Source organism: Arthrobacter sp. zg-Y1219 (genome assembly GCF_030125545.1).
Lineage (GTDB): Bacteria > Actinomycetota > Actinomycetes > Actinomycetales > Micrococcaceae > Arthrobacter_B.
The window spans coordinates 85,185-107,691 of sequence record NZ_JASKLY010000012.1 but is presented as its reverse complement, the minus strand read 5'-3'; the positions used below and the strand labels follow the sequence as shown (position 1 = coordinate 107,691).

Annotated in this window: 18 protein-coding genes; 8 read left to right on the top strand and 10 right to left on the bottom strand. The window is 68.5% G+C overall.

All coding sequences use genetic code 11. The features are described 5' to 3' along the window. Window positions 1–26: 26 nt before the first annotated feature. Window positions 27–1,850 carry an AMP-dependent synthetase/ligase gene (locus tag QNO00_RS07630; RefSeq protein WP_284024127.1) on the top strand — a complete coding sequence of 608 codons (1,824 nt, stop codon included), beginning with the start codon at window positions 27–29 and terminating at the stop codon, window positions 1,848–1,850. A gap of 109 nt (window positions 1,851–1,959) precedes the next feature. Here QNO00_RS07630 and QNO00_RS07625 read toward each other — a convergent pair whose 3' ends face one another. Together QNO00_RS07625 and QNO00_RS07620 are read right to left on the bottom strand one after the other, a co-directional pair. Continuing rightward, entirely contained in the window at window positions 1,960–3,618 is a 1,659-nt protein-coding gene (locus tag QNO00_RS07625; RefSeq protein ID WP_284024126.1) for a TIGR01906 family membrane protein, read from the bottom strand. A gap of 209 nt (window positions 3,619–3,827) precedes the next feature. After that, window positions 3,828–4,823, bottom strand: a complete 996-nt coding sequence (locus QNO00_RS07620; protein ID WP_229967171.1) for a stage II sporulation protein M — start codon at window positions 4,821–4,823, stop codon at window positions 3,828–3,830. Between the two features lie 82 nt (window positions 4,824–4,905). Between QNO00_RS07620 and QNO00_RS07615 the strand changes: the two genes are divergently transcribed. After that, the gene (locus tag QNO00_RS07615; protein ID WP_284024125.1) at window positions 4,906–5,709 is read left to right on the top strand and encodes an RDD family protein; all 804 of its coding nucleotides are present in this window, start codon (window positions 4,906–4,908) and stop codon (window positions 5,707–5,709) included. Window positions 5,710–5,740: 31 nt separating this feature from the next. On the opposite strand, the gene QNO00_RS07610 is transcribed toward QNO00_RS07615, so the two are convergent. The 4 genes from QNO00_RS07610 to QNO00_RS07595 all read right to left on the bottom strand — a co-directional run bounded on the left by QNO00_RS07610 (window position 5,741) and on the right by QNO00_RS07595 (window position 9,410). After that, window positions 5,741–6,994 carry a L,D-transpeptidase gene (locus tag QNO00_RS07610; RefSeq protein WP_284024124.1) on the bottom strand — a complete coding sequence of 418 codons (1,254 nt, stop codon included), beginning with the start codon at window positions 6,992–6,994 and terminating at the stop codon, window positions 5,741–5,743. Window positions 6,995–7,182: 188 nt separating this feature from the next. Then, window positions 7,183–8,661 (bottom strand): adenosylhomocysteinase, encoded by a 1,479-nt coding sequence (ahcY, locus tag QNO00_RS07605; protein ID WP_229967166.1) that lies wholly within the window; start codon window positions 8,659–8,661, stop codon window positions 7,183–7,185. Between the two features lie 69 nt (window positions 8,662–8,730). Continuing rightward, entirely contained in the window at window positions 8,731–8,934 is a 204-nt protein-coding gene (locus tag QNO00_RS07600; protein WP_229967164.1) for a Trm112 family protein, read from the bottom strand. A 95-nt stretch (window positions 8,935–9,029) separates the two neighbouring features. Then, window positions 9,030–9,410: a DUF3499 domain-containing protein gene (locus QNO00_RS07595; protein WP_229967162.1), complete on the bottom strand. Its 381-nt coding sequence runs from the start codon at window positions 9,408–9,410 to the stop codon at window positions 9,030–9,032. 105 nt (window positions 9,411–9,515) lie between these two features. Here QNO00_RS07595 and QNO00_RS07590 point away from each other — a divergent pair, with 105 nt between their 5' ends. Beyond that, complete coding sequence (locus QNO00_RS07590) at window positions 9,516–10,070, top strand: metallopeptidase family protein (RefSeq protein ID WP_284024123.1); 555 nt, start codon at window positions 9,516–9,518, stop codon at window positions 10,068–10,070. 25 nt (window positions 10,071–10,095) lie between these two features. On the opposite strand, the gene QNO00_RS07585 is transcribed toward QNO00_RS07590, so the two are convergent. From QNO00_RS07585 to QNO00_RS07575, 3 genes are read right to left on the bottom strand one after another with little or no spacing between them, the layout of a single operon-like run. Further along, window positions 10,096–11,823, bottom strand: coding sequence for a DUF5719 family protein (locus QNO00_RS07585; protein ID WP_284024122.1), 1,728 nt, complete (start codon window positions 11,821–11,823; stop codon window positions 10,096–10,098). After that, window positions 11,823–15,413 carry a glycosyltransferase gene (locus QNO00_RS07580; protein WP_284024324.1) on the bottom strand — a complete coding sequence of 1,197 codons (3,591 nt, stop codon included), beginning with the start codon at window positions 15,411–15,413 and terminating at the stop codon, window positions 11,823–11,825. The genes QNO00_RS07585 and QNO00_RS07580 overlap by 1 nt, the downstream gene beginning before the upstream one ends. Further along, window positions 15,413–15,946 (bottom strand): WhiB family transcriptional regulator, encoded by a 534-nt coding sequence (locus QNO00_RS07575; protein WP_284024121.1) that lies wholly within the window; start codon window positions 15,944–15,946, stop codon window positions 15,413–15,415. The genes QNO00_RS07580 and QNO00_RS07575 overlap by 1 nt, the downstream gene beginning before the upstream one ends. A gap of 332 nt (window positions 15,947–16,278) precedes the next feature. Here QNO00_RS07575 and QNO00_RS07570 point away from each other — a divergent pair, with 332 nt between their 5' ends. Beyond that, window positions 16,279–17,010, top strand: a complete 732-nt coding sequence (locus QNO00_RS07570) for a TIGR03089 family protein (protein ID WP_284024119.1) — start codon at window positions 16,279–16,281, stop codon at window positions 17,008–17,010. Here the strand turns inward: QNO00_RS07570 and QNO00_RS07565 are convergent. Further along, a complete protein-coding gene (locus QNO00_RS07565; RefSeq protein ID WP_229967152.1) occupies window positions 16,988–17,584 on the bottom strand; it encodes a GtrA family protein in 597 nt (198 codons plus the stop codon). The two genes, QNO00_RS07570 and QNO00_RS07565, sit on opposite strands and share 23 nt — an antisense overlap. A 233-nt stretch (window positions 17,585–17,817) precedes the next feature. Here QNO00_RS07565 and QNO00_RS07560 point away from each other — a divergent pair, with 233 nt between their 5' ends. Genes QNO00_RS07560 through manA form a run of 4 tightly spaced genes read left to right on the top strand, consistent with a single transcriptional unit; the run spans window position 17,818 to window position 22,504 of the window. After that, on the top strand, window positions 17,818–18,942 hold the full coding sequence (locus tag QNO00_RS07560) for a 5-(carboxyamino)imidazole ribonucleotide synthase (protein WP_229967549.1): 1,125 nt from the start codon (window positions 17,818–17,820) through the stop codon (window positions 18,940–18,942). Then, window positions 18,939–19,466, top strand: coding sequence for a 5-(carboxyamino)imidazole ribonucleotide mutase (gene purE / locus QNO00_RS07555; protein WP_229967150.1), 528 nt, complete (start codon window positions 18,939–18,941; stop codon window positions 19,464–19,466). Before QNO00_RS07560 ends, purE begins: the two co-directional genes overlap by 4 nt. Window positions 19,467–19,473: 7 nt before the next feature. Then, entirely contained in the window at window positions 19,474–21,108 is a 1,635-nt protein-coding gene (locus QNO00_RS07550) for an LCP family protein (protein ID WP_284024118.1), read from the top strand. 43 nt (window positions 21,109–21,151) lie between these two features. Then, a complete protein-coding gene (gene manA / locus QNO00_RS07545; protein WP_284024117.1) occupies window positions 21,152–22,504 on the top strand; it encodes a mannose-6-phosphate isomerase, class I in 1,353 nt (450 codons plus the stop codon). Window positions 22,505–22,507: the final 3 nt, after the last annotated feature.

Sequence of the window (22,507 nt, the reverse complement as noted above, 5' to 3'; positions counted from 1 at the left end):
CGCAGGCACCAAAAGAAAGGCCCCCAGTGCGCGAATCTGCCACTGATCTGCTGGTCCATCTTGCTCCGGAGTCAAACATCACCGACATCCTGGTGGGGCTGCACGCCCGGACTCCCGACCATCCCCTGTTCTCGCTGAAGAGCGACGGCGGATGGAAGGACTTGACGGCCAATGACTTCCTGACCTCCGTCAGCGAGCTGGCCAAGGGCCTGATCGGCCTCGGTGTCCGCCCCGGCGACAGCGTGGCCGTCATGTCCAAGACCTGTTACGAGTGGACCCTGGTGGATCTGGCCGTGTGGTTCGCCGGCGCGGTCACGGTCCCCATTTATGAAACCTCCTCCCCCTCGCAGGTGGAGTGGATCCTCCAGGATTCCGGCGCATCCCACGTGTTTGTCGAAGACGCCCGCAAAGCCGCGGTTGTCTCGGCTGCCGCCGCGGCCGGTGAGGTCGGTGAGGTTGAGGTTCAGATCTGGCTGATGAACGACGACGCCGCCGCGGGTGCGTTCCGCGAGCTGATCGCTGCGGGTTCCGGCGTTGACGACGACCGGCTGGAAGCGGCCCGGACCGCGGCCGGGCTGGAATCGGTGGCGTCCATGGTCTACACCTCCGGCACCACCGGCCGCCCCAAGGGCTGCGAAATCACGCACGGCAACTTTGCCCTGTTCGGAGTGAACATCGTGGAGTTCCTGCCGGAAATGCTCAAGGAAAAGGGAGTCAGCACGCTCATGTTCCTGCCGCTGGCGCATGTGTTGGCCCGCGCCGTGCAGGTGGGGTGCCTGGCTGCAGGGGTCCGGGTTGGCCATTCCAGCAGCGCCGCTGACCTGATGGCCGACCTGAAGTCGTTCCAGCCCACCTTCCTGCTGGCCGTTCCCCGGATCTTCGAAAAGATCTACGCCGGGGCGCAGGCCTCCGCCGAGGCGGCCGGCAAGGGCAAGCTGTTCACCGCCGCCGCGGAGACCGCCGTCGCGTATTCCACCGCCGTCGACGCCGCTGCCCGCGGGAACAAGGGTCCGTCCGCGGCGCTGAAACTGCGGCACGCACTCTTCGACAAGATGCTGTACCCCAAGGTCCGCAACGCCTTCGGCGGCAAGCTGACCTACGCCATCAGCGGCGCCTCCGCGCTGAGCCCGCAGCTCACGCACTTCTTCCGCGGAGCGGGCGTGATGGTCCTGGAGGGCTACGGCTTGACCGAGACCACGGCCCCGGCCACCGTGAACACCGTCCCCCTGGCCCGGGTGGGTTCGGTGGGCATGCCGCTGCCCGGATCGGCCGTTCGGATTGCCGACGACGGCGAGGTGCTGATCAGCGGCGCCGGCGTCTTCAAGGGCTACCACAACAACCCCGCGGCGAACGCTGCCGCCTTCACCGGTGAGTGGTTCCACTCCGGGGACATGGGCGCCCTGGACGACGACGGATTCCTGACCATCACCGGCCGCAAAAAGGACATCCTGGTGACGGCCGGCGGCAAGAACATTGCCCCCGGGCCGCTGGAGGAGAAGATCCGGGAGCACCGGCTGGTGTCGCAGGCGATTGTCGTCGGCGAGGGACGTCCGTTTGTGACCGCGCTGCTGACCCTGGACGACGAAACCCTCGCGGGGTGGGCGCGGGAGAACGGCTCGTCGGTGACCTCCAAGACGGCGGCTGATGATCCGCGGGTCCGCGCGTCGCTGCAGGAGGCCGTGGACGCGGCGAACGCCACGGTGTCCCAGGCCGAGCAGATCCGCAAGTTCACCGTGCTGCCGCAGGACTTCTCGCTGGAGTCCGGGCACCTGACGGCAACACTGAAGCTGCGCCGCAACGCCGTGATCGCCGACTACTCCGCCGAGGTGGAAAAGCTCTACACGAAGTAGCGCTCCGCGGAGCTCCCCAGCAAACAGAAAACTGCACGTCTCCGGCGGCCGGAGACGTGCAGTTTTCTGTTGGGCCAACGGTGGTGGACCGCTGGATCAGACCGCTAAGTTAGACCGCTTCCAGCGAGTCGAGGTAGCGGCGGCGGGCCGCTTCCTGCTTGCTGCGCGCGCGTTCCCGCCGGGCCTTGGTGGGCCAGGCGGAGACCAGCACGACAATGCAGGTCAGAAGCACCAGACCGGCAATGCCGATGCCGGCATCCATCCAGAACTGGGCCGGGAAGAGCCGGATCAGGGTGTCATCCATCCGGAACGTCCAATTGCCGTTGGCGAAGAAGATGGAGTGCACCTGGGTGAAGAAGTTCTCCCACCCCAGAACCGCCGTGACGATCAGCGCGCCAACGAGAACCAGGGTCAAGACCGCCCCGGAGAAGAGCGCCCGCCGGATTCCGCCGGGCCGGCGCTTGGCCAGGTACACACAGGCAAGCACGCTCAGCACGGCCATCACCAGTGCTGAGACAAACGCAACGGTCAGGACCGTCTTCACATCCGCCATGTGGCTGACTTCGCTGTCCAGGTACAGCGGCTCGCCGCCGGCCGTGACCAGGTCGCCGAGGTAGCGGGCACCGGAGAAGTTCAGCAGGTAATCCACGGCGTATGAGCCGTAGGTCATCCGGTCATCGGTGGAGAAGCCGTAGCCGTCCGCCGGGAACCCCGGCCGGTGGTATTCGATCCAGAGGAACAGGGGTGTCGCAACCGCCCGGATGGCCGCGGCAAGCAGCATCACCGGGAAGAACACCGCGATCATTACCTGCAAAATGCGGGCCAGGACGGGCTTGGGTGAGCCCGCCCGCTCACGCTCCTCGGCCCGGCGTCGGGCTTCCTCTGCCGAGATCTCGTAGTCGTCGGTCAGTTCTGCCTCCGGTTCGACAACCTCGGACTCTTCCGCTCCGGAGTCGTTGGCCGCGGATCCTTCCGGAGCCGACGCGGTGGCCGTGCTGATCTGCATGGTCCGGGGAGCGGCATCCGTGGAAACGGCGCCCAACCCTGCGGCACCGGCACCGGCACCGGCACCGGCAACCGCGGCAGCCGCCGGAGTTTCTGCGGGCGTCTTCCCGGCAGCAGTCGCAGCTTCTTCGGTGCCGGAGCCATCGGCAGCATGGCTGCCGGACGGAATCACGGCGTTGATGTCCCCGGCCTCCCGCTGTTCTTCCTCCGAGAGGTCAGCGTATCCGTTGAGGTTGGGCATCGTGCTGGCATGGCGCATCGGCAAGCTGCTGCGCTGGGCAAGGGAGGGATGACCTCCCGGCACGACGTCGGCATCGTCACCTGCCGTGCCGTTGCGCGGCCCGGTTACGGCCACCGCTCCGGCAGCTTCAGGCGGTGTTCCTGCGGCGTCGGCAAAGGCCGCGTCCCAGTCGTCGTGGTCGAGGCCGTCGTCGGCGACGTCAGTTGCGGTCGTCGTGCCGTCGTCGTCGACGTCAGTTGCGGTCGTCGTGCCGTCGTCGTCGACGTCAGTTGCAGTCGTCGTCGCGTCGGTGGCTGCGCCGTTGCCGGCGTTCGATCCGTCGGCGGGCGATCCGGTGTTCGGTGCCGCTGATTCTGCTCCCGCAGCCTCGGTTCCCACCGCGTGCTCACCGCTGACGATGGTTTCGCTGGCGTCGCTGAGGCCGTCGTCGCTCTGGGGGCCCTGTTCGGGCCGGTCCTGCTCAGTATCGGCGGAGCCTCCGGGCGTCGGTTTTTGCTGGGGGGTATCGTCCTGGCTTGCCACTACTTCCTCTTTCACTTCCCTGGCCTGTGCGTCATGGCCTGTTTTGCGGATTCCGGTGGGCTTTCGGGCTCCATCCTCCTTCGACCCTACCGGGAGAGCGCATCAGGTATCGTGCCGCCACCCCGCATCACCGCAGAGTGCATCGGACCGTTACCCTTTCGTCTCCGGAGGTCGACCGGACGCCGGTCCGCGCACCGCCCCCGGAAACGTCAAGCGGTCCGCAACACTTCCCCGCTGTCCCGCCGCGACAGGTCCCCGCGGTGCCCGGCGCGGTAGGCCCGGCCGCCCAGGATCAGGGTGTAGGCCCAGTACGCCCCGAAGAGGGCAACCCCAATGGCCATCCGCAGCCAGACGGGCAGCGGGGAGGCGGTCACGAACCCTTCCACCAGCCCCGACAGGAACAGCACGATCACCAGTCCCAGGGCCACGGTGAACAGCGAACGTCCCTCAGCGGCGACGGACGCGGCACGGGTCCGCCGGCCGGGCGACACCCAGGCCCAAAAAATCCTCAATCCGGCGGCCACGGCAATGAACACCGCGGTCAGCTCCATGAGGCCGTGCGGCAGGATGTAGGTGAAAAAGGTGTCCAACTCTCCGTAGGCAGCCATGGTGCCGCCGGCCATTCCCACGCCCATGGCGTTTTGGTACAGGACAAACGGCCCCCAGATTCCGGTAATGCCGAAGGCGACGGCCTGCAGCGCGATCCAGGCGTTGTTGGTCCACACCATTCCCGCGAAGGAAGCGGCCGGGTTTTCCGAGTAGTAGGAGACGAAGTCCTGTTCCACGTACTGCCGGATCTGGCTGTCCGAGCCCAGCGAGGCGGAGATGACTGCGGGGTTGGACGCCGTCCACGCACCGAAAAGCCAGGCCGTGAGGATGAACGCCGCCCCCACGGCGAGCGTGAGCCAGCGGACCCGGTAAAAGCCGGCCGGGAGCGCAAAGACGAAGAACGACACCAAATCCTCGAGGAAGTTCGACCGGGCACCGGTAAAACGGGTCCGCGCCCGGGACAGCCGCATGGACAGGGCCGCGGACAGCGCGCCCTCCGGCGCCACCGACCGAACCATCGACAAATGGGCCGAGGTGCGCTGGTACAGGCGCAGCAGTTCATCGGCTTCCTCGCCGCTGAGCCGGCGGCGCGCCGCAAGGTCGTCCAGACGGCGCCAGTCCGGAGCGTGCACCGCGCTAAAGGCATCCATATCCACGGTTACACCCTAATCCACGGTTCCGCCCCAACGCTGGGTACAGTGGAGTTCCAATCACGAACTGCCGCCGGGAGGACAACGCGTGAGTTCCATCGTCACCGGCGAGGCAGTTGTCCTGGAGCTGCGCCCGGCGTCCTTCGCGGCGCGGGCCCTCAGCTCGATCATCGACGTTTTTGCCCAGCTCATCGTGCTCTTCGGAGTGCTGCTGCTGTTCGGGCAGACGCTGGGCGAGTCCGTCGATCCCGCTCTCGGACGGACCCTCATCGTGACCATCGTGGTGCTGGTCATGGTGGGGGCTCCGGTTGCCGTCGAGACGCTGACCCGCGGCAAGTCGCTGGGGCGCCTCGCCATGGGGCTGCGGATAGTGCGCGACGACGGCGGAGCCGTTCGCTTCCGCCACTGCCTCATCCGGGGCATGACTGCGGTCCTCGAAATTTACCTGACCGCCGGCTCCCTGGCCTTCATCGTGGCTCTGTTCAATGAAAAGTCCAAGCGCGTCGGCGACATCATGGCCGGAACCTATGCCCTGCGGGAACGGGTCTCCGCTCCCCCGCCCGCGCAGGTCCTGATGCCGCCGTCGCTCCGCGCCTGGGCCGGACTTGCCGACATCGGACGGCTTCCGGATGCGCTGTCCCGACGGGTGTCACGCTTCCTGACGCAGAGCAGCCGGCTCTCGCCGCAGTCGCGCGCCACTCTTGCCGCCGATCTGGCAGCGGAGGTCTCGGCCTTCGTGTCGCCGCAGCCCCCGCCGGGGACGTTCGCCGAAGACTATCTCAGCGCCGTCATGGCCGAGCGCCGGAACCGCAGCTATGTGTCGATGACCCGGCAGCGCGAGCGCACTGAGCACATCGGCCAACGCCTGCACCGGCTCCCGTTCGACCGGTAGCTCCATCCAGCTGCAGCGGAGCTCGATCCTGCTACTGCTTGGGCTGGCTGATCCACTCCGCCCACGGCAGGTTCCAGTCCCCGAAGCCGTCATAGACGTACATCGGCCCGTAGCCGGTGTTCAGCACCTGGACGATGTCGCCGGCGTCGAAGTTGTCGTACATGTATTTGGCGCCCTCGGGGCTCATGCCGATGCACCCGTGGGACACGTTGGACTTGCCCAGCACCGGCTGCGCGGACGGCAGCGCTTCGTGGATGAACGCGCCGCCGTTGGAGATCCGTGACGCGTTCTTGGCGGTTACCGGTTCGTAGTAGGCCTCGTCTCCCGGCTTCAGTCCCAGGGATTCCGCCTTGAACGGGATGGTTTCATGCTGGTCCATGATCACGTGGTAACCGATCGTGGAGGGCCAGTCCTCGGTGCCCAGCGTGACGGGGAAGGTGCGGGTCAGCACCCCGTCGATGTAAACCCGCATCATTTTGTCCGCATTGTCGACCACGGCCAGCCGCGTGTTGTGGGTGGTGAAGCTCGCGGTTTCGTTGAAGTTGCCGATCATGCCGTTGCCGAAGTCCACGCCGAAAAGCTGCATGTCCACGGTGACGCTGCTGTTCGGCGCCCAGAAGGTCTCGGGCCGGTAGCGGACCTTGGTGTCGCTGATCCAGTAGAAGGCGCCCACCTGGCCTGATGTGGACGTGACGGTGATGGCTGCTTCGACGGCGGGCTTGTTCAGCACCGGCTCGCTGAAGCTCAGTTCGATCGGCTGTCCGGTGCCCACCGTGGACCCGGACGCCGGATACATGACGGCGTTGGCCTCGTTGGCGGTGGCCACGGTGGTGAACTGCCGGGTTTTGGTGCTGGTCTCGCCGTTGGCGTCAGCCAGCGTGTAGGTCAGCTTGTACGGCGTGTTGAACGCCAGCTTGCCGGTGGCCGTCCACACGGTGCCGCCCGCGCTGAGCTCGCCGGGAACCGGTTCGCCGCCGGCGCTCGGCGCCAGCTTGGCGGATTCAATGGTCCCCTTCTGCACGGTGATAACAGGAGCGGCCGCGGGGTTCACCTCGACGGCGTCCGCCTCCGGGGTGACAACGGCAACGGGCTCGGGTGCCGGAGGCCGGCTGGGAGTGGCCGACGGCGACGATGACGGTGACGACGCAGTGAATGACGGGAGTCCAAAGTCCTCACCGGCCCAGGAGGAGGCGGTGACCACAGCAGCGCCGCCGCCCAACACAACGACTCCGGCCACGACGGACCCAACAATCCAGCCCTTGCGCCTCTTTGTACCCTTTGCCATAACTGGTAACCAATGCTTCCCGGTGCTCTCGACAGATGCGGAGCAACCATGCTCCCCCTGCGACATTTTACGGCATGCCCGGACAGCGGTGACCCCTGATGCGGCCGCGCTGCGGCCGATTCGCCGTCACGGGCAAGGACCCGGGACGGTGCGCCGCTCAGCGCACCGTCCCGGGGTTTTCTCCCTGGCTAGTAGCGGTAGTGCTCGGGTTTAAAGGGACCGGCCACGTCCACGCCCAGGTACTCGGCCTGGCTCTTGGTCAGTTCGGTGAGTTCGACGCCGAGAGCATCCAGGTGCAGGCGGGCCACCTTTTCGTCCAGGACCTTGGGCAGCACGTACACCTGGTTGGCGTATCCGCCCTCATCCACTGATTTGCCGTGCTTGGTGAACAGCTCAATCTGCGCGATGGTCTGGTTCGCAAAGGAGTTGGACATGACAAACGAGGGGTGCCCGGTGGCGTTGCCCAGGTTCAGCAGGCGGCCTTCGGAGAGCACGATGATGCTGCGCTGGCTGTCAGTGCCCTCATCGAAGATCCACTCGTGCACCTGCGGTTTGATCTCGACCTTCCGGATGCCGGGGATCTTCGCGAGGCCTGCCATGTCAATCTCGTTGTCGAAGTGGCCCACATTGCCCACGATCGCCTGGTGCTTCATCCGGGCCATGTGTTCGGCCATGATGATGTCCTTGTTGCCGGTGGTGGTGATGAACATGTCGCCGGCGGCGAGCACCGATTCCAGCTTGGCCACCTGGTAGCCGTCCATGGCTGCCTGCAGTGCGCAGATGGGATCGATTTCAGTGACGATCACGCGGGCGCCCTGGCCGCGCAGCGCTTCGGCCGCACCCTTGCCGACGTCGCCGTAGCCGCAGACCACCGCCACTTTTCCGCCGATCAGCGTGTCCGTGGCGCGGTTCAGGCCGTCCGGCAGGGAATGCCGGATGCCGTACTTGTTGTCGAACTTGGACTTGGTCACCGAGTCATTGACATTGATCGCCGGGAAGAGCAGCTGACCGTCGGCCGCGAGCTGGTAGAGCCGCAGCACCCCGGTGGTGGTCTCTTCGGTGACGCCGCGGATGCCCTTGGCGATTTCGGTCCATTTCCCCGGGTTCTCGGCCAGGGAACGGCGCAGGACGTCCAGGACAATTGTGTATTCATGGGAGTAGCCCGGGTCGCCCTCCGCGGGGCTCTCCGGCACGGCGCCTGCGGCCTCGAACTTCACTCCGTCATGCAGCAGCATGGTGGCGTCGCCGCCGTCGTCCAGGATCATGTTCGGTCCGCCGGAGCCCTCGGGCCAGGTGAGGATCTGCTGGGCGGTCCACCAGTATTCCTCGAGCGTCTCGTTCTTCCACGCAAACACCGGCACGCCCGCCGGCGCCTCGGGCGTTCCGTTGCCGACGACGACGGCGGCCGCCGCCTCGTCCTGGGTGGAGAAGATGTTGCAGGAGGCCCAGCGGACCTCGGCACCCAGCGCGGTGAGGGTCTCGATCAGCACGGCGGTCTGCACCGTCATGTGCAGGGATCCGGCGATCCGGGCGCCCTGCAGCGGCTGGCTGGGGCCGTACTCCCGGCGCAGGGCCATCAGTCCGGGCATCTCGTGTTCGGCCAGGCGGATCTGGTGGCGTCCGGCTTCGGCCAGGGAGAGGTCGGCTACTTTGAAATCAAAACTCACGCGGATCCTTAGTTAGAGGTCGGAAGAATCAGTTCGAGGTGTCGGAAGAACCAGTTCGGGTCGGAAGAATCAGTCCGAGGTGGCGGGCGAATCGGACGCCGTGGCAACCGAGGGCGCCAGCAAAACCGGAATGCCCTCCTCCAAGACGTAGCGGACGCGGTGGCCGGCGGCGTCGGGGGCGGTCGAGACCAGTCCGCCGTTGTCTTCTTCGAGCGGGGAACCGGTCACGGGGCAGCGCAGGACCGCCATCAGGTCGGCAGTGAGTTTAGCCATGGATTACAGCACTTCCTTGGAGACGTCGATGCCGTGCTCGATATACGCGGCGCAGGCCCTCAGACTATCCCTTTCGGTTACCGACTTCGCGGTGTTCAGACCTCGTCGCGGAGCAAGCGCAGATGGGAACGCCGGGCGCCGGGGTTCTCCGCCGGGGGTTCCAGCGCGTTCTTGCCGGCGCGTTTGGGTGCCTCGGCGTCAGGCGCCTCGGCCGCTTCCCGCACGGCATCCACGAGTGCTGAGAGATCATCGCGGCCCGGAGTGCGGGGCTGGCCGGAAAGATTCAGGCGGACCACTTCCCACCCCAGCGGAGCAGTCAGCCGGGCGGCGTGTTCTTTGCACAAATCGTAACAATGGGGTTCGGCGTACGTGGCCAGCGGTCCCAGCACCGCAGTGGAATCCGCATAAACGTACGTCAGGGTGGCTACAGCCGCCTGTCGGCACGCTGATCTTGAGCACTGTCTTAAGGAATCCACGGAGGACCACTTTACCCGCCGCAGGCCCAGGCGGCGGCAGGCTCGCCGAACGTCCGGCAGCAAAAACAGTGCCCGCGGAGCCGCTTCTGCGGCTACAGTTCTTATATGTCCACCGGACCAACTCTTAGGGTGCATCTTGGCCCCGGCGACGAGCCGGCGCCGGCCACGCCGGAGACCGACCCCGCCAAGGGCCCTGCCGAGGCCGAACCGGCCTGGCCCGGGCCGCCGAGGCCGTTTCGCAGCCGCCGCCGCAACCGGCACGGCCGCGGCCTGCGCGGGGAACTCATACCGGCCCATTTGGCCGGGTCGCGCACCCGATCGGAACGCTTTGATGCCTGGGTCCTGGAATCCGCGCAGCGCCTGGAACGGCTGTGGGGCGAAAGCATCCAGACCTACCAGTTCGTCGTCCAGGACATACCTCCCGGGCTCGAGGAACTGGCCGCATCGGGCGGGCACCTTCCCTTCGGCACCGGCACTCCCGCGTCGGGTCCCCGGCCCGCGGTGATTACTGTGTACCGCCATCCGGTGGAGTCCGCGGCGCGCGGCCTGGTGCCCGTCAGCGAACTGATTCACGACGTCGTAGTGGAACAGCTGGCCACCCTGATGGGGATGGATCCCGAGACCGTCGATCCCACCTACGGACGGTTCCGCCCGCTGTGATCAGGCCGCCGGCAGGCAGCCCCGGTCAGTAGCCCAGTCCGACCGGAACGCTCAGCCCGCCGATGTTTCCCTTCGGCAGCGGCAGCACGGAGACGCCGGGTCCCTCAGCCGTGGTGAGGACCTGGGCGCCGTAGACCGCGTCCCCGGTGGTGCTGATCAGCACGGCGGCGAGGTTGGACCCCACCTCGGCCGCCGGCAGGCTGAGCGTGGTTCCCCCGGCGACGGTGACGACCCGGTCCTCCTTGAGGCCGCCGTCGGCTCCGACTCCGGTCAGGCGCACTTCAGCGGCACCGGCCGGAGCGGCAAAGGTGAGCACAGAACTGCTGTGAGGCGGCATGACCGCAAGGTGCTCGCTGCCCAGCCGCTCCCCGGACGGTGCGACGGCGATGTCGACAGGCGCGTTGGGCTCTCCCCCGCGGCTGGAGGACACGCCGGCCACCACGGCCACATCGGCGGTGACCTCCACCGTGTAGGTTCCTTCGGCCAGGGCGTCCAGGGGCAGCTGGCCGACGCTGCCGGCGTCAACGGTGAACACGCCGCCGCCGGGGATTGGCAGCTCGCCGCGGGGGCCGAGCACCTTCACCGAGACCACGGCGTTCGTGCTGCCGGGAACGGCCACCTGCACGGCGGGCGTCACGAAGTCGTAGCCGCGCTGAGCGGCCACTTTCTTGGTGGCAGCCGGCTTCTGGACCCGGACACCGGTGATCACCTGCTGCGGCGAGGCAGCCGCGGCCGGCTGAATCAGCTCCACGCCGCCCGGCGTCAGGCCGCGCAGGATGCTCTGCTGCACCAGGGCGGTGACCGGCCCGCCGGAACTGCGCACCCGCACGGCCACAGCCGGTTCGTTTGCCGCCAGACCCGCCAGGACGATGGATTTCGTGGCGCCCGGCGGAATCAGGATTCCCCGAGTGCCTGTCCCCTCGGCGCGTCCCTTCGCGCCGTAAACGTCCAGGTCAACGGTGGCGGCGCTCTCCGAAGGATTCGTCAGCCGCAGCACGGCAGTCGCCCCCACCGTGGTGCGCGCGCCGGTGATCCACATGTCGTTGCCCGGCGCCTGGCAGTTTGCCGCGGCGAGACCGGCGAGGTCTCCGTCCGCAGCGGTGAAGCTGACCACGGCATTGGCCGTGGCCTGCAGGGTGGCCGTCGGCTCGGCGCTCAGCACCGACACCTCGGAGACATCGAGGCTGCTGACGATGCCGGCGCTGCGCACCCCGGCCAGGGGCGCGGCGGCATCCGGAGCGTCGTCGGCGATGGTCTTCAGGTCGGTGCCGTCAGCGCGCAGCAGGGAGGACACGGGCACCGGGTTGCCCGGTCCGCTGAGCACCGCGGCGCTGAGCGAGGTCCGGGCGGACGCCGACACGGGGCTGAACTCCGGATCGGTTCCGGCCACGTCGCCGGACAGTAGCCGCAAGGGCTCAGGGCAGACGGCGGTCAGCGGTCCGGCCGGCACTTCGGCCGCGGCAACATCAACGCTCCGGCCGGCCTTTCCGGAGTCCGCGACCACTGAACCGGCCATCACGGCAGAGGCTGCGGCAAGGACCAGAAGGCCGGCAGCCGCCGACGCGGCCCGCTGCCGCCGCCGCTGGCGTCGGGACCGGGTTTCCGCCCGGCCGGCCTCCGGCTCGCTCTGCTGCGCAGCCGTTGCGCCGTGCGCAGCCGTTTCACCGTCCGTGGCCGCGGCGCCGGCAGGGGCCGCGGCGCCGGCAGGGGCCTGCTGCCCGCTGGCCTTTTTACCGGAGTTCTTACGGCTCATCAGCGCATTCCTTCCGTCGCGCCGGATACTCCGGAGGCGCTGACTCTGTCGTTCTGCTTGGGCCGGGTGCGTCCCGGTGCCGGTCCGTCGTCGGAGGCCGGCGATGGCGCACCCGTGCCGCCGGCCGCCGTCGCCGGCTCCCGGGCGGCAGCTGAACTGCCGGCGGTCTCCCCGTCGGGGAGGGCGTTGTCCGGCTCGCTGCGGCGCGGACCCTGCCGGCCCGGCAGCCGGACCGGGCCGGTGCGGGACCGTGTCGGCAGCGCCAGCAGCACGGTCAGGGCGACGATGAGCACCTGCAGGGCGCCGGTCCAGGGTTCCCAGACGGTGGTGTAGCCGAGTTCCAGCTCTCCGCCCTCGGCGGGCAGTTCGAAGGCCTGAGCCCAACCGTCGGTTGTCGCCGGCAGCTCTGCACCGTTCAGCCTCGCCTGCCATCCGGGGTTGGCGCGTTCGGCGAGCACCAGTTGCCGGCCTTCGCCGCCGGCCGGGATGGAGGTCCGGACGCTGGTGCGCTCGGACGGAACGACGGTTTCCACGGCGCCGTCGGCGGCCAGGATGCGGACCCTTCCGGTCTGCTCCGAGAGGACTTCGGTGCCCTGCTCGTCGAGCTGCCCGACAACCCGCCACAGCCAGCCGGAGCCGGTCTGCCCCACGGGGGCCAACCCGGGAACCGAGTCCATCCTGCCGGCCAGGAGTTCCGCCGAGGTGTCGGACTGCTGCAGGACAACGTAGCCGACCCCGAGACGGGACAATTCCCCGCGCGGATCCACGCCGGTTCCGGCTGTGATGACGGCGACGGCGCGGCGCAGGTCGGCGGCGGCGTCGTCGTCGGCGGCAAGCTGCTCGGCGTTGACCGGTCCGGTAATCGCCCGGGCGGCGTAAATGGCCGACAGTCCGTCCAGGGTGGTGCCGCCGTTGCCCATCAAGGCAGCCGTGACATCATCGTTGGCGTCGGTGCGCAGCAGCAGGGTTCGGGTGCGCTCTGCACTGCTGCCCTTGTCCGCAGCGGTGGCGGGCAGCGTGCGTTCCGCCGCCGGTGCCACCAGGGAGGCGGCCCCATGCACGCCGTTCGTTCCGCCGCCGGAGGCGGTGCCGGTGGCCAGCGGAACACTCCACAGGGCCAGGCTCGCCGCCGGGCCCAGCGCCAGCAGGACCCCCAGCAGCACGGCGGTCGGGCGACCGGACCGGCGGGTGCGTCCCGGGCTGCCGGTGCGTCCGGGCCGTGCCGGCGTTCGAGGCCGCGTCAACAGGGCATCGCAGGCCAGCAGTGCGGCGCACAGCTGCAGGAACACCGCTGCCGACACCAGCGGTGCGGGGAAGGGCGTCACGAGGGCGTCAGGAGCGGCTCCGGTCGCGACGAAGGCCGAGAACCAGCTCACAAGAAGTGCCAGAATACTTAGGATCCAGGCCAGCCGGGCAGGCGCGGCTCGGGCGCCAAGGAACAGGGCGGCAGCGGAAAGCGCCACGACGGGAGCGCCGATGATGAGCGCCAGCACCAGGGGCCAGGGCCCGGCGGGCAGGAACCCTGCCAGCGGCAGGCTTCCGGTGACGTCGAAGGCCGTGGGAAAGCCCAGAAGTTGCTGCCACAGCGCAGCGGGATCGAAGGCCAGGGGCACCCCGGGGTCCGCGGCCAGGGCACGCGGCCGGTTCAGCGTGGAGAGCACCACCGGGAGCAGCATCGCTGCGGCCGGCAGCAGTGACCACCACAGCGTCCGCGCCCGGCGGCGCAACCGCAGGGACAGCAGCAGGACGGCCACTGCGGCCAGCACAAACAGCGTGGGCGCAGCGGCCGTGAGAACCGCCAGCAGCAAGCCCGCGGCGGCAGCCGCAGCCCAGCTGGGCACACCGTCGGTGCGCGGTGCCAGGCCGCGGGGTGCACCCGCGCGGCTTCGTTCGGTCTCCGCCGGCAGCTTTGCCGGCCGCCCGCCGCCCACGGCGCGCAGCATGGCCAGGACGAACAGCGGCAGCAGGATGTGCGCGATCAGGGCGCCGAGGCGGCCCTCGCCCAGCGCGGCCTGCAGTGCCGGTGCGGCACCCCAGAACACGGCGGCCCAGAAACGCAGCCCGCGGTGCCGGGTCAGTGCGCCGGCGGCAAACCAGGCGCTGAGCCCGGCCAGCGGCATGGCCGTCAGCATCAGGGCGACAACGGCAGCGTTGGTATGACCGAGTCCGGCCGTACCGAGCAGCCACAGCACGTAATCGAACGGATCTCCGTGGCCGGGATAGCCGGAGCCCAGCTCGATCCACCAGCCCGAGGCGTTGGACCAGATCTCCCCCAGGCTGCCGGACACGGGCAGCAGCGCCCCGCCGGCCAGCGCCGGCGCACCGATAAAGCGGTGCAGGGCGATCAGCGACGCGGCGAGCAGCAGCAGCACGGCGGCGACGGCGCCGGCCCCCACCCAGGCCCGGGAGGGGGCGGCCAGGGAGGAAAAATCGTCGTTGGAATCGCCGCTGGGCTCGAAGGCGCCGGCATCCAGGCTGGCGCCCAGGAGCCCCGCACTGTCGGCGGCCGCGGCCGGCGTCGCAAGGCCGGATGCGTCGGCCGAAGCAGCTGCGGGTTCGGCTTCAAAAAGCGACCGGCGGTGTTCGCGGACTTCGCGCATGCCGGTGATCAGGGCATTGACCGCGCTGCGCGGACGGGTCCGGGTGGCAGCAGCGGCGCGGCGGGAACGGAAGAGGTCCACCGGCCGCAGCACGCCGCCGATGCTCGCGGTCAGCGACGCCAGCGCGTAGCCGGGATCCTTGGCGAGCATCCCCAGGAACAGCCGGCCAAAACCGCCCAGCACGGCGCCAACCATCAGGAACGGCAGCTGCCACAGCGGAGCATGCTTGAGGCGGAGGAAAATTTCGGCCCGGCGGAAGGCACGGGCGCTGGCTGCAGTGTTCGGCCTGCTGCCGGCATGGCGCACCTTCGCCGCCGGCACGACGACGACCCGGTGTCCGGCGAGCCGGTTGCGCCAGCACAGGTCCACGTCGTCGCCGGTGCCGGGCAGGGCGGGGTCAAAACCGCCCAGGGCTTCCCAGACGTCCCGGCGCACGAGCATGCCGGCGGAGTTCACGGCGAAAATGTCGCTGCGGGCGTCGTACTGGCCCTGGTCCAGCTCGTCGGCGTCAATCAGGGTGACGCGTTCAGCCCACCGGCTGATCGACACGCCAACGTCCACGAGCAGCCGCTCGTTTTCCCACTCGACCTGCTTGGCGCCGGCAATGGTCACCGAGGGCGCCCGCTCGACGGCGAGAAGCAGCTCGTGCAGCGCCTGCGGGGCGGGGGCTGAATCGTCGTGAAGCAGCCAGAGCCAGTCAACGATTCCGTCCGAAGGGTCGGTTGCGGGTTCAGCCAGCGCGTCCAGCTCGGCCAGACCGGCCCGGACCGCGGCGCCGAATCCGGTTTTCGGCGGTGCCGTGACTACGGGGCTCCCGGCGGAGAGGCCCTGCTGCAGCAGCGCGGCGGAGTTGTCGGTGGAGCCGGCGTCGACGCCGACGCAAAGGTCAGGGGGCCGGGTTTGTCCGGCCAGCGCGGTGAGTGTTTCCGGAAGGTACTGTGCGCCGTTGTGGGCAACGACAACGGCGCAAACGCGAACGTGCGAAGGAATTAGACTGCCTGCTTCCGGAGCCGGCGGCGTTCCCGCTCCGACAGCCCGCCCCAGATGCCGAACCGCTCATCATTGGCAAGGGCGTACTCCAGGCACTGTGAGCGCACGTTGCAGGCGGCGCAGACCTTCTTGGCATCGCGCGTGGAGCCGCCCTTTTCCGGAAAGAAGGCCTCGGGGTCGGTCTGGGCGCACAGGGCGTCGGACTGCCAGCCGAGCTCGCCGTCGTCGTAGTCGTCGCTGAGCCCGGGCAGTCCGATCCACACGGGCCGACTGTCCTTCTCGGCGGGAGCCGGGAACAGGGCGACGGGCGGATCGAGGAGCTCTTCTTCCACGGTGTCCGGGGCGAGGGCTTCGTGTGCGGCCAGGAAGGCAGTGGCCTGGTCTTCCAGTCCGGCGGCGTCCCGGCGGTAGCGCTCAGCGGCACCCGGGTCCGCGGGGTCCACGTACCAGTCCACGGGCACGCCCCGAGAGCCGTAGCTGGCGGATGCCTGCGCGGCAATGGACCGATCGTGCGTGTATTCTGCCTGCCCCATGGAAGACCTCCCGGTGTTATTGTCCCTGCAGCGGATCTTTGAGCCCTGCCAGGCACAATCAGCCTGCTTGGAATTCATCTTGGTGGTGGATTGCTGGAACAAATCCGATACCTAATTACACGCGTGTAATACGATGCCGTCAAGCTGTTTCGGCATCCTATAGAGTCGAGACCTCAGAAGCCGGGCACGCCACGCCCGGATTTCAGCCCGCTTCACCGGCGCGTCGCAGTTGCATCACCGGATTTATTTCTTCGGCCGGCGGCTGCCCGCCGGGCCGTCCGCGCTCTCGCCACCGACGGCCGCCTCCCGCTTTCACAGGAAAGAGACCCCGCATGTCCGCAAGGATCACCGTTCCCACCCTACTGTCCACCCTGCGCACCAAGCAGGCGACCTCCCCCGCGCTCATTTGGTACGGACCCGGATCAGAACGGATTGAGCTCTCCGGAAAGGTGCTGGACAACTGGGTCGCCAAGACCTCGAACCTTTTGGTTGACGAGCTCGACGCCGAACCGGGGATCCGGATCCGTCTCGACCTTCCGGCGCACTGGAAAACCCTGGTCTGGGCGCTGGCTGCCTGGCAGACCGGCTGCACGGTACTGGTCGGCGATGCTCCGGCAGACGGCATCTCGGCGCCGGACGTTACGGTGACCGCCTCGCAGGCCGCCCTGGACACGGTTGAGGGAACCGTGGTGGCGGTGGCCCAGGGGGCGCTGGAACTCCGCTGGACCGGAGGGCTTCCCGCTGCCGCCGTCGACTACGCAGCCGAGGTCCGCAGCTATGCGGACACCTACGTGCCGGGCTACGAGGCGGAGGAGAGCTACACCGCGCTGCACAGCACGCTGGGGCAGCGCCTGACCCTCACCTACGCCCAGCTGGCGGAAGCGGCCGACGGCGGGAAGCAGCAGACGCTGCTGGTTCCGACCGCGGCGGAGCTGCCGGCCGTGCTGACGGCGGCGCTGCGCACCTGGGCCGCGGGCGGCACCGTGGTGCTCGCGTCAGATGAGGTTCAGGTCACGGAGCGGCTGCTGGCCGCCGAGAAAATTACTGCCCGGCTGGAGGCGTAGGCTCCGCTTCGAAACTGGACCGGCCGGCACCGGGGTTCGGCAGGCCGGCCTTCGGTTCCCGGGCGCGGCCCGGTTTGCGGGTGGTCTTTTCGTCCAGAAGATCGTAGTCGCCCTGGAAACCCGGCTCCTCGTCGAGCTCGGCGTTGAAGACCCAGAACCGGTAGGCAAAGAAGCGCAGGATGGTGGCCACGCCGATTCCCAGGATGCCGGCGAACCCGAGCATCTTGGCATCGGTGATGCCCAGCGGATACTGGGCGACCCAGGTGAAACCGCTCGAGATGACGATGCCCACGCCGTTAATGATGAGGAACAGGATCAGTTCCCGTGTGACGTTGTTCTGGCGGCGGCGGCGGAAGGTCCAGAAGCGGTTGGCCACCCAGGAGAAGAGCGTGGCCGTCAGTGCGCTGATGATGCGGGCCTTGGTGGCGCTGCCTTCCAGTGGTCCGTGGAAGAGGATCCACCACAGTCCGTTGTCCACGATGAAGGCGAAAGCTCCAACGGTGCCGAACTTTGCGAGTTCCCGCCAGAACAGCGAGGCCAGCCCTCTAATGCGCGCAGACAGTGATGAAAACATGATCCTCCGAGGCCGTTGGTGCGCCGCCGGCCGGAATTGCCGAAGCTGGACACAGTACCCGCCGCAAGGAAACGCGGACGGTAAGGGCACAATATTACCCCCGGATCGTGGGAGTTACCTGAGCGCACAGCCCGGAGGCGTCTGCACAAAAGGGGTTTACGGTCTCTTTTCGGTAACCTGATCTTGTGAGCTTTCCTATAATTGGCGTCGTCGGCGGTGGCCAGCTGGCCCGAATGATGGCCCCGGCTGCAGTAGCCCTCGGTTTTGAACTTCGAGTCCTGGCCGAGGGACCCGACGTTTCCGCGGTGCCCGCCGTGGCCTCCGCAACGGTCGGGGACTACACCGACCTGGCAACCCTCTCCGCCTTCGCCCGCGGCGTCGACGTGCTGACCTTTGACCACGAACACGTTCCGGGCGAACATCTGCGGTCCCTCACCGGCGCCGGGGTCAACGTGCAGCCGACGCCCGACGCGCTGGTCCATGCCCAGGACAAACTCGTGATGCGTGCGGCAGTTGACCGCCTGGGCCTTCCCAATCCGCGCTGGGCCGCGGTCTCGGGGATCGACGACCTGGTGGACTTCGGCAAATCCGCCGGCTGGCCGGTGGTCCTCAAGACGCCGCGCGGAGGCTACGACGGCAAGGGCGTGCGGATCATCAACGACGCCGCGGAAGCCGCCGGCGCGGCGGACTGGTTTACCGGAGAACCGCTCCTGGCCGAAGAGAAGGTTCCCTTTTCCCGGGAACTCTCCGCATTGGTCGCCCGGACACCGGACGGCAGCGCGCTCCCCTGGCCCGTGGTCCACTCGATCCAGGTGGACGGCGTCTGCGACGAAGTCATCGCCCCGGCCCAGGAGCTGGACCCGGCCGTGGCATCGGCCGCGCAGGACGCCGCCCTGCGCATTGCAGCGGAACTGGGCGTCACCGGCGTCATGGCCGTGGAGCTCTTCGAAACGCCGGGACGCGGCGCCGGGTTCCTGATCAATGAACTGGCCATGCGGCCGCACAACTCCGGGCACTGGACCATGGACGGGTCGGTGACCGGCCAGTTTGAACAGCACCTGCGGGCCGTCCTGGGCCTTCCGCTGGGCGCCACCGATGTCCTGGGCGGCGTCGTCGTCATGAAGAACTATCTGGGCGGTGCCAACACTGATCTGTTCAGCGGCTATGCTCAGGCACTGGCCGCCGAGCCGGCGGCCAAAATCCACAGCTACGGCAAGTCGGTCCGGCCGGGCCGCAAGATCGGGCACGTCAATGTGGTGGGCCGCAGCGCTGCGGACCTGCCGCGGGTGCGGCGAAGCGCCGAACACGCCGCTGCCATCCTCCGCGACGGCCGCGATTCCCAGAAGGAGAACTCATGAGAACCCGCGACACCCCCCTGGTCGGACTCGTCATGGGCTCGGACTCCGACTGGCCCGTCATGGACGCGGCTGCCGCGGCCCTGGCCGAGTTCAACATTCCCTACGAGGCCGACGTCGTGTCCGCCCACCGGATGCCGACCGAAATGATCGAGTACGGCCAGCAGGCCCACCGCCGCGGGCTGCGGGTGATCATCGCCGGGGCCGGCGGCGCCGCGCACCTGCCCGGCATGCTGGCCGCGGTGACTCCGCTGCCGGTCATCGGCGTGCCGGTGCCGCTGAAGTACCTCGACGGCATCGATTCGCTGCTGTCGATCGTGCAGATGCCCGCCGGCGTGCCGGTGGCGACCGTTTCCATCGGCGGCGCCCGGAACGCGGGCCTGCTGGCCGTGCGGATGCTGGCCGCCGGCACCGATCCGCTGGCCGCCCAGCTGCAGCAGCAGCTGCTCGAGTTTTCCTCCGGGCTGCGCCAGAGCGCCCTGGCCAAGGGTGCCAAGCTGCGCACCTCCGTCACGGTCACCGACTAGGACCGCCATGGACCAGGGGAACGGAAACAACGACGCCGGGATGCTCACCGATCCGGTGCGCAATCCGCAGTCAGCGCCGTCCGGAGCGCGCACCAAACGAGCCTTCATCCTGCTGCTGCTCACGCTGGTGCTGCCCGGCTCGGCCCAGGTGGTCGCCGGAAGCCGCAAGCTGGGCCGCCGCGCACTGCAGGTGACGTTCACGGTCTGGGCCTTCGTCCTGGCCGGCCTCGTTCTCGCGCTGACCAACCGGGCGCTGCTGGTGAACATTGTCACCAACGGCTGGGCCTCCTTTGTCCTCATGGTTGTCCTGGTGCTGCTGGCCGTGGGCTGGGCCCTGCTGTTCCTCAATACGCTGCGCATCATCCGGCCGCCGCTGCTGGAGCGCCGCATGCGCCCGCTTGTCGCCGGCCTGCTGGCTGTCCTGATGATCGGCACCAGCGGCGGCCTGGCCTACGGCGCGTACATGCTCAACGTCGGCCGCGGTGCCGTCGGCAGCATCTTCGCGTCAGGACCGTCACTCGATCCCGTGGACGGGCGGTACAACTTCATGCTGATGGGCGGCGATGCCGGCGAGGACCGCACCGGCCTGCGCCCGGACAGCATGTCGGTCATCAGCGTTGACGCCAAGACCGGCGAGTCCATCACCTTCAGCCTTCCCCGCAATTTCCAGAACGCCCCCTTCCCCGCTGATTCCCCGCTGGCCGAGGTGTACCCCGACGGCTACAACTGCGGCGACGAGTGCATCCTGAACAGCCTCTACCAGACGGTCATGGAGAACCATCCGGACCTGTACCCGGAGTCCACCGACCCCGGAGCCGAAGCCATGATGGATGCCGCATCCGGCATCCTCGGGTTGGAGGTCCAGTCCTACGTGATCGTGGACATGGAGGGGTTCTCCAAGCTGATTGACGCCATGGGCGGCATCACCATCAACGCCGGCGGCTGGGTGCCCATCACCGCCGGTGAAATTCCCGGCACCAACCGGCACTACCCGCCGGACGGCTGGATCGCCCCGGGCACCCAGAAGATGGACGGGTACACCGCCCTCTGGTACGCCAGGTCCCGTGAGTTCGCGACCGACTATCACCGGATCGCCCGCCAGCAGTGCGTCCAGCAGGCCATGGTGGCCCAGCTGGATCCCACCACCCTCCTGACCCGGTTCCAGGCCATCGCTTCGGCCGGCGAGCAGATCGTCAAGACCGACATTCCGCAGGACCAGCTCGGCAGCTTCCTTGATCTGGCGCTGAAGGCCAAGGACCAGCCGATGGAGCGGCTGACCATCGGTCCGCCGGACTTCGGCACCGCGGCCGACAACTTCGTGACCTACCCGGACTTCGACCAAATCCACGCCCGGGTCGCGGAGAGAATCGCCGCGCAGGGAGAAGAAGCCGCCGAACCGCCCGCCGAGGCACCTGCCGCGGACCCCGGGGCGGACCCGGCACCCGAGGCGGCCCAGGAGGCCGCGCCGGAGGCCGGCAGCAGCACTGGCATTGGCACCGAAACCGGGCCGGTGGAGCAGGCCCCGGCCGCTCCCGAGCAGCCGGAAGTCACCGAGGAATACCTGCAGTACCTTGCCGAAATCCAGGACGACGCGACGCTGGGCGAGCTGCTGAACAACAACGGCGACTGCAGCCCGGGGTAACCTCCCTCGGAGAACCGCAACCAACACCTTCGAAAAGAGAGCCATGTACCTGCTGAACAACACACTTCGGCCCTACGCCTGGGGCTCGTTCACGGCCATGGCGGAACTCTTCGGCAGGGAGCCCTCGGGCCAGCCCGAAGCCGAGCTGTGGATCGGCGCCCACCCGGGGGCGCCGTCGGCCCTGGTGCCTCCGGTGCCGGAAGCTGACACGCTGGACCAGCTGATCGCCGCCGATCCCCACCAGATGCTCGGCCGCGAAACCACCGAGGCCTACGGGAACGTGCTGCCGTTCCTCGCCAAGGTCCTGGCCGCGGGCACGCCGCTGTCCCTGCAGGTGCATCCCACCCAGGAGCAGGCGCGGGCCGGGTTCGCCGCCGAGGAGGCCGCCGGCCTGGACCGGGGCGCACCGGACCGCAACTACAGGGACCGGAACCACAAGCCGGAAATGATTTTCGCGCTGACCCCGTTCGAGGTGCTCTGCGGTTTCCGCGAGCCGGACGACGCGGCGCAGATCTTCCGGACCGCCGCGCGGGCCGTGCAGGCACAAGGCGCAGAGGTTCCGGACCTGCTGTCCTGGGCGGTGAACGAGCTGTCCAGCGGGCATGATGCCGCGGCCCGGCTGCAGAGTGTCTTCCGCACCCTGATCAACGACGGCGAGGAGGTCCGGGACGCCGTCCGGCGCACCGCTGCGGCGCTGGCCGCCACCGGTGCCGAAGACCTGGCGCCGTACGCCAAGGAACTCGCCACCGCCGTGGACCTGAACGCGTATTACCCGGAGGACCCGGGCGTGCTGCTGTCCCTGCTGCTCAACCGGGCGTCGCTGCAGCCCGGCGAGGCGCTGTACCTGCCGGCGGGCAACGTTCACGCGTACCTTAGCGGCCTCGGCATCGAGGTCATGGCGTCCTCGGACAACGTCCTGCGCGGCGGGCTGACCCCCAAGCACATTGACGTAGCAGAGCTGCTGAAGACCGTCGATTTCCGGCCGCTGGGCGTTCCGCTGCTGGCGGCCGAACACACGCAGATGGGACAGGAGCTCTATCGTCCGCCGTTCGCCGAATTTCAGCTGCAGCGGATCGAGCTGGAGCAGCGGGCGCAGGACTTCGGGGAGGGCTACTCCCCCGCCGCGTCGATGTCCGGTTCCGACGTTTCGGTCCTGCAAAACGGTCCCACCGTCGTGATCGTGGTGCGCGGGACCGTGGTCCTGGATTCGCCCAAGGGCGACCTGGTGCTCGAGACCGGGCAGAGCGCGTTCATCCCGGCCGCCGAGGCGCCGGTCATTGCCAAGCTCTCCGCGCATTCCGCACAGCACGACGACGGCGCCCTCGCCTTCGCGGTGACTGTCGGCTCTGCCGAGGCCCAGGGAACGGACCCCGCCGAGCCCCGGCTGGCCATCTGAGCC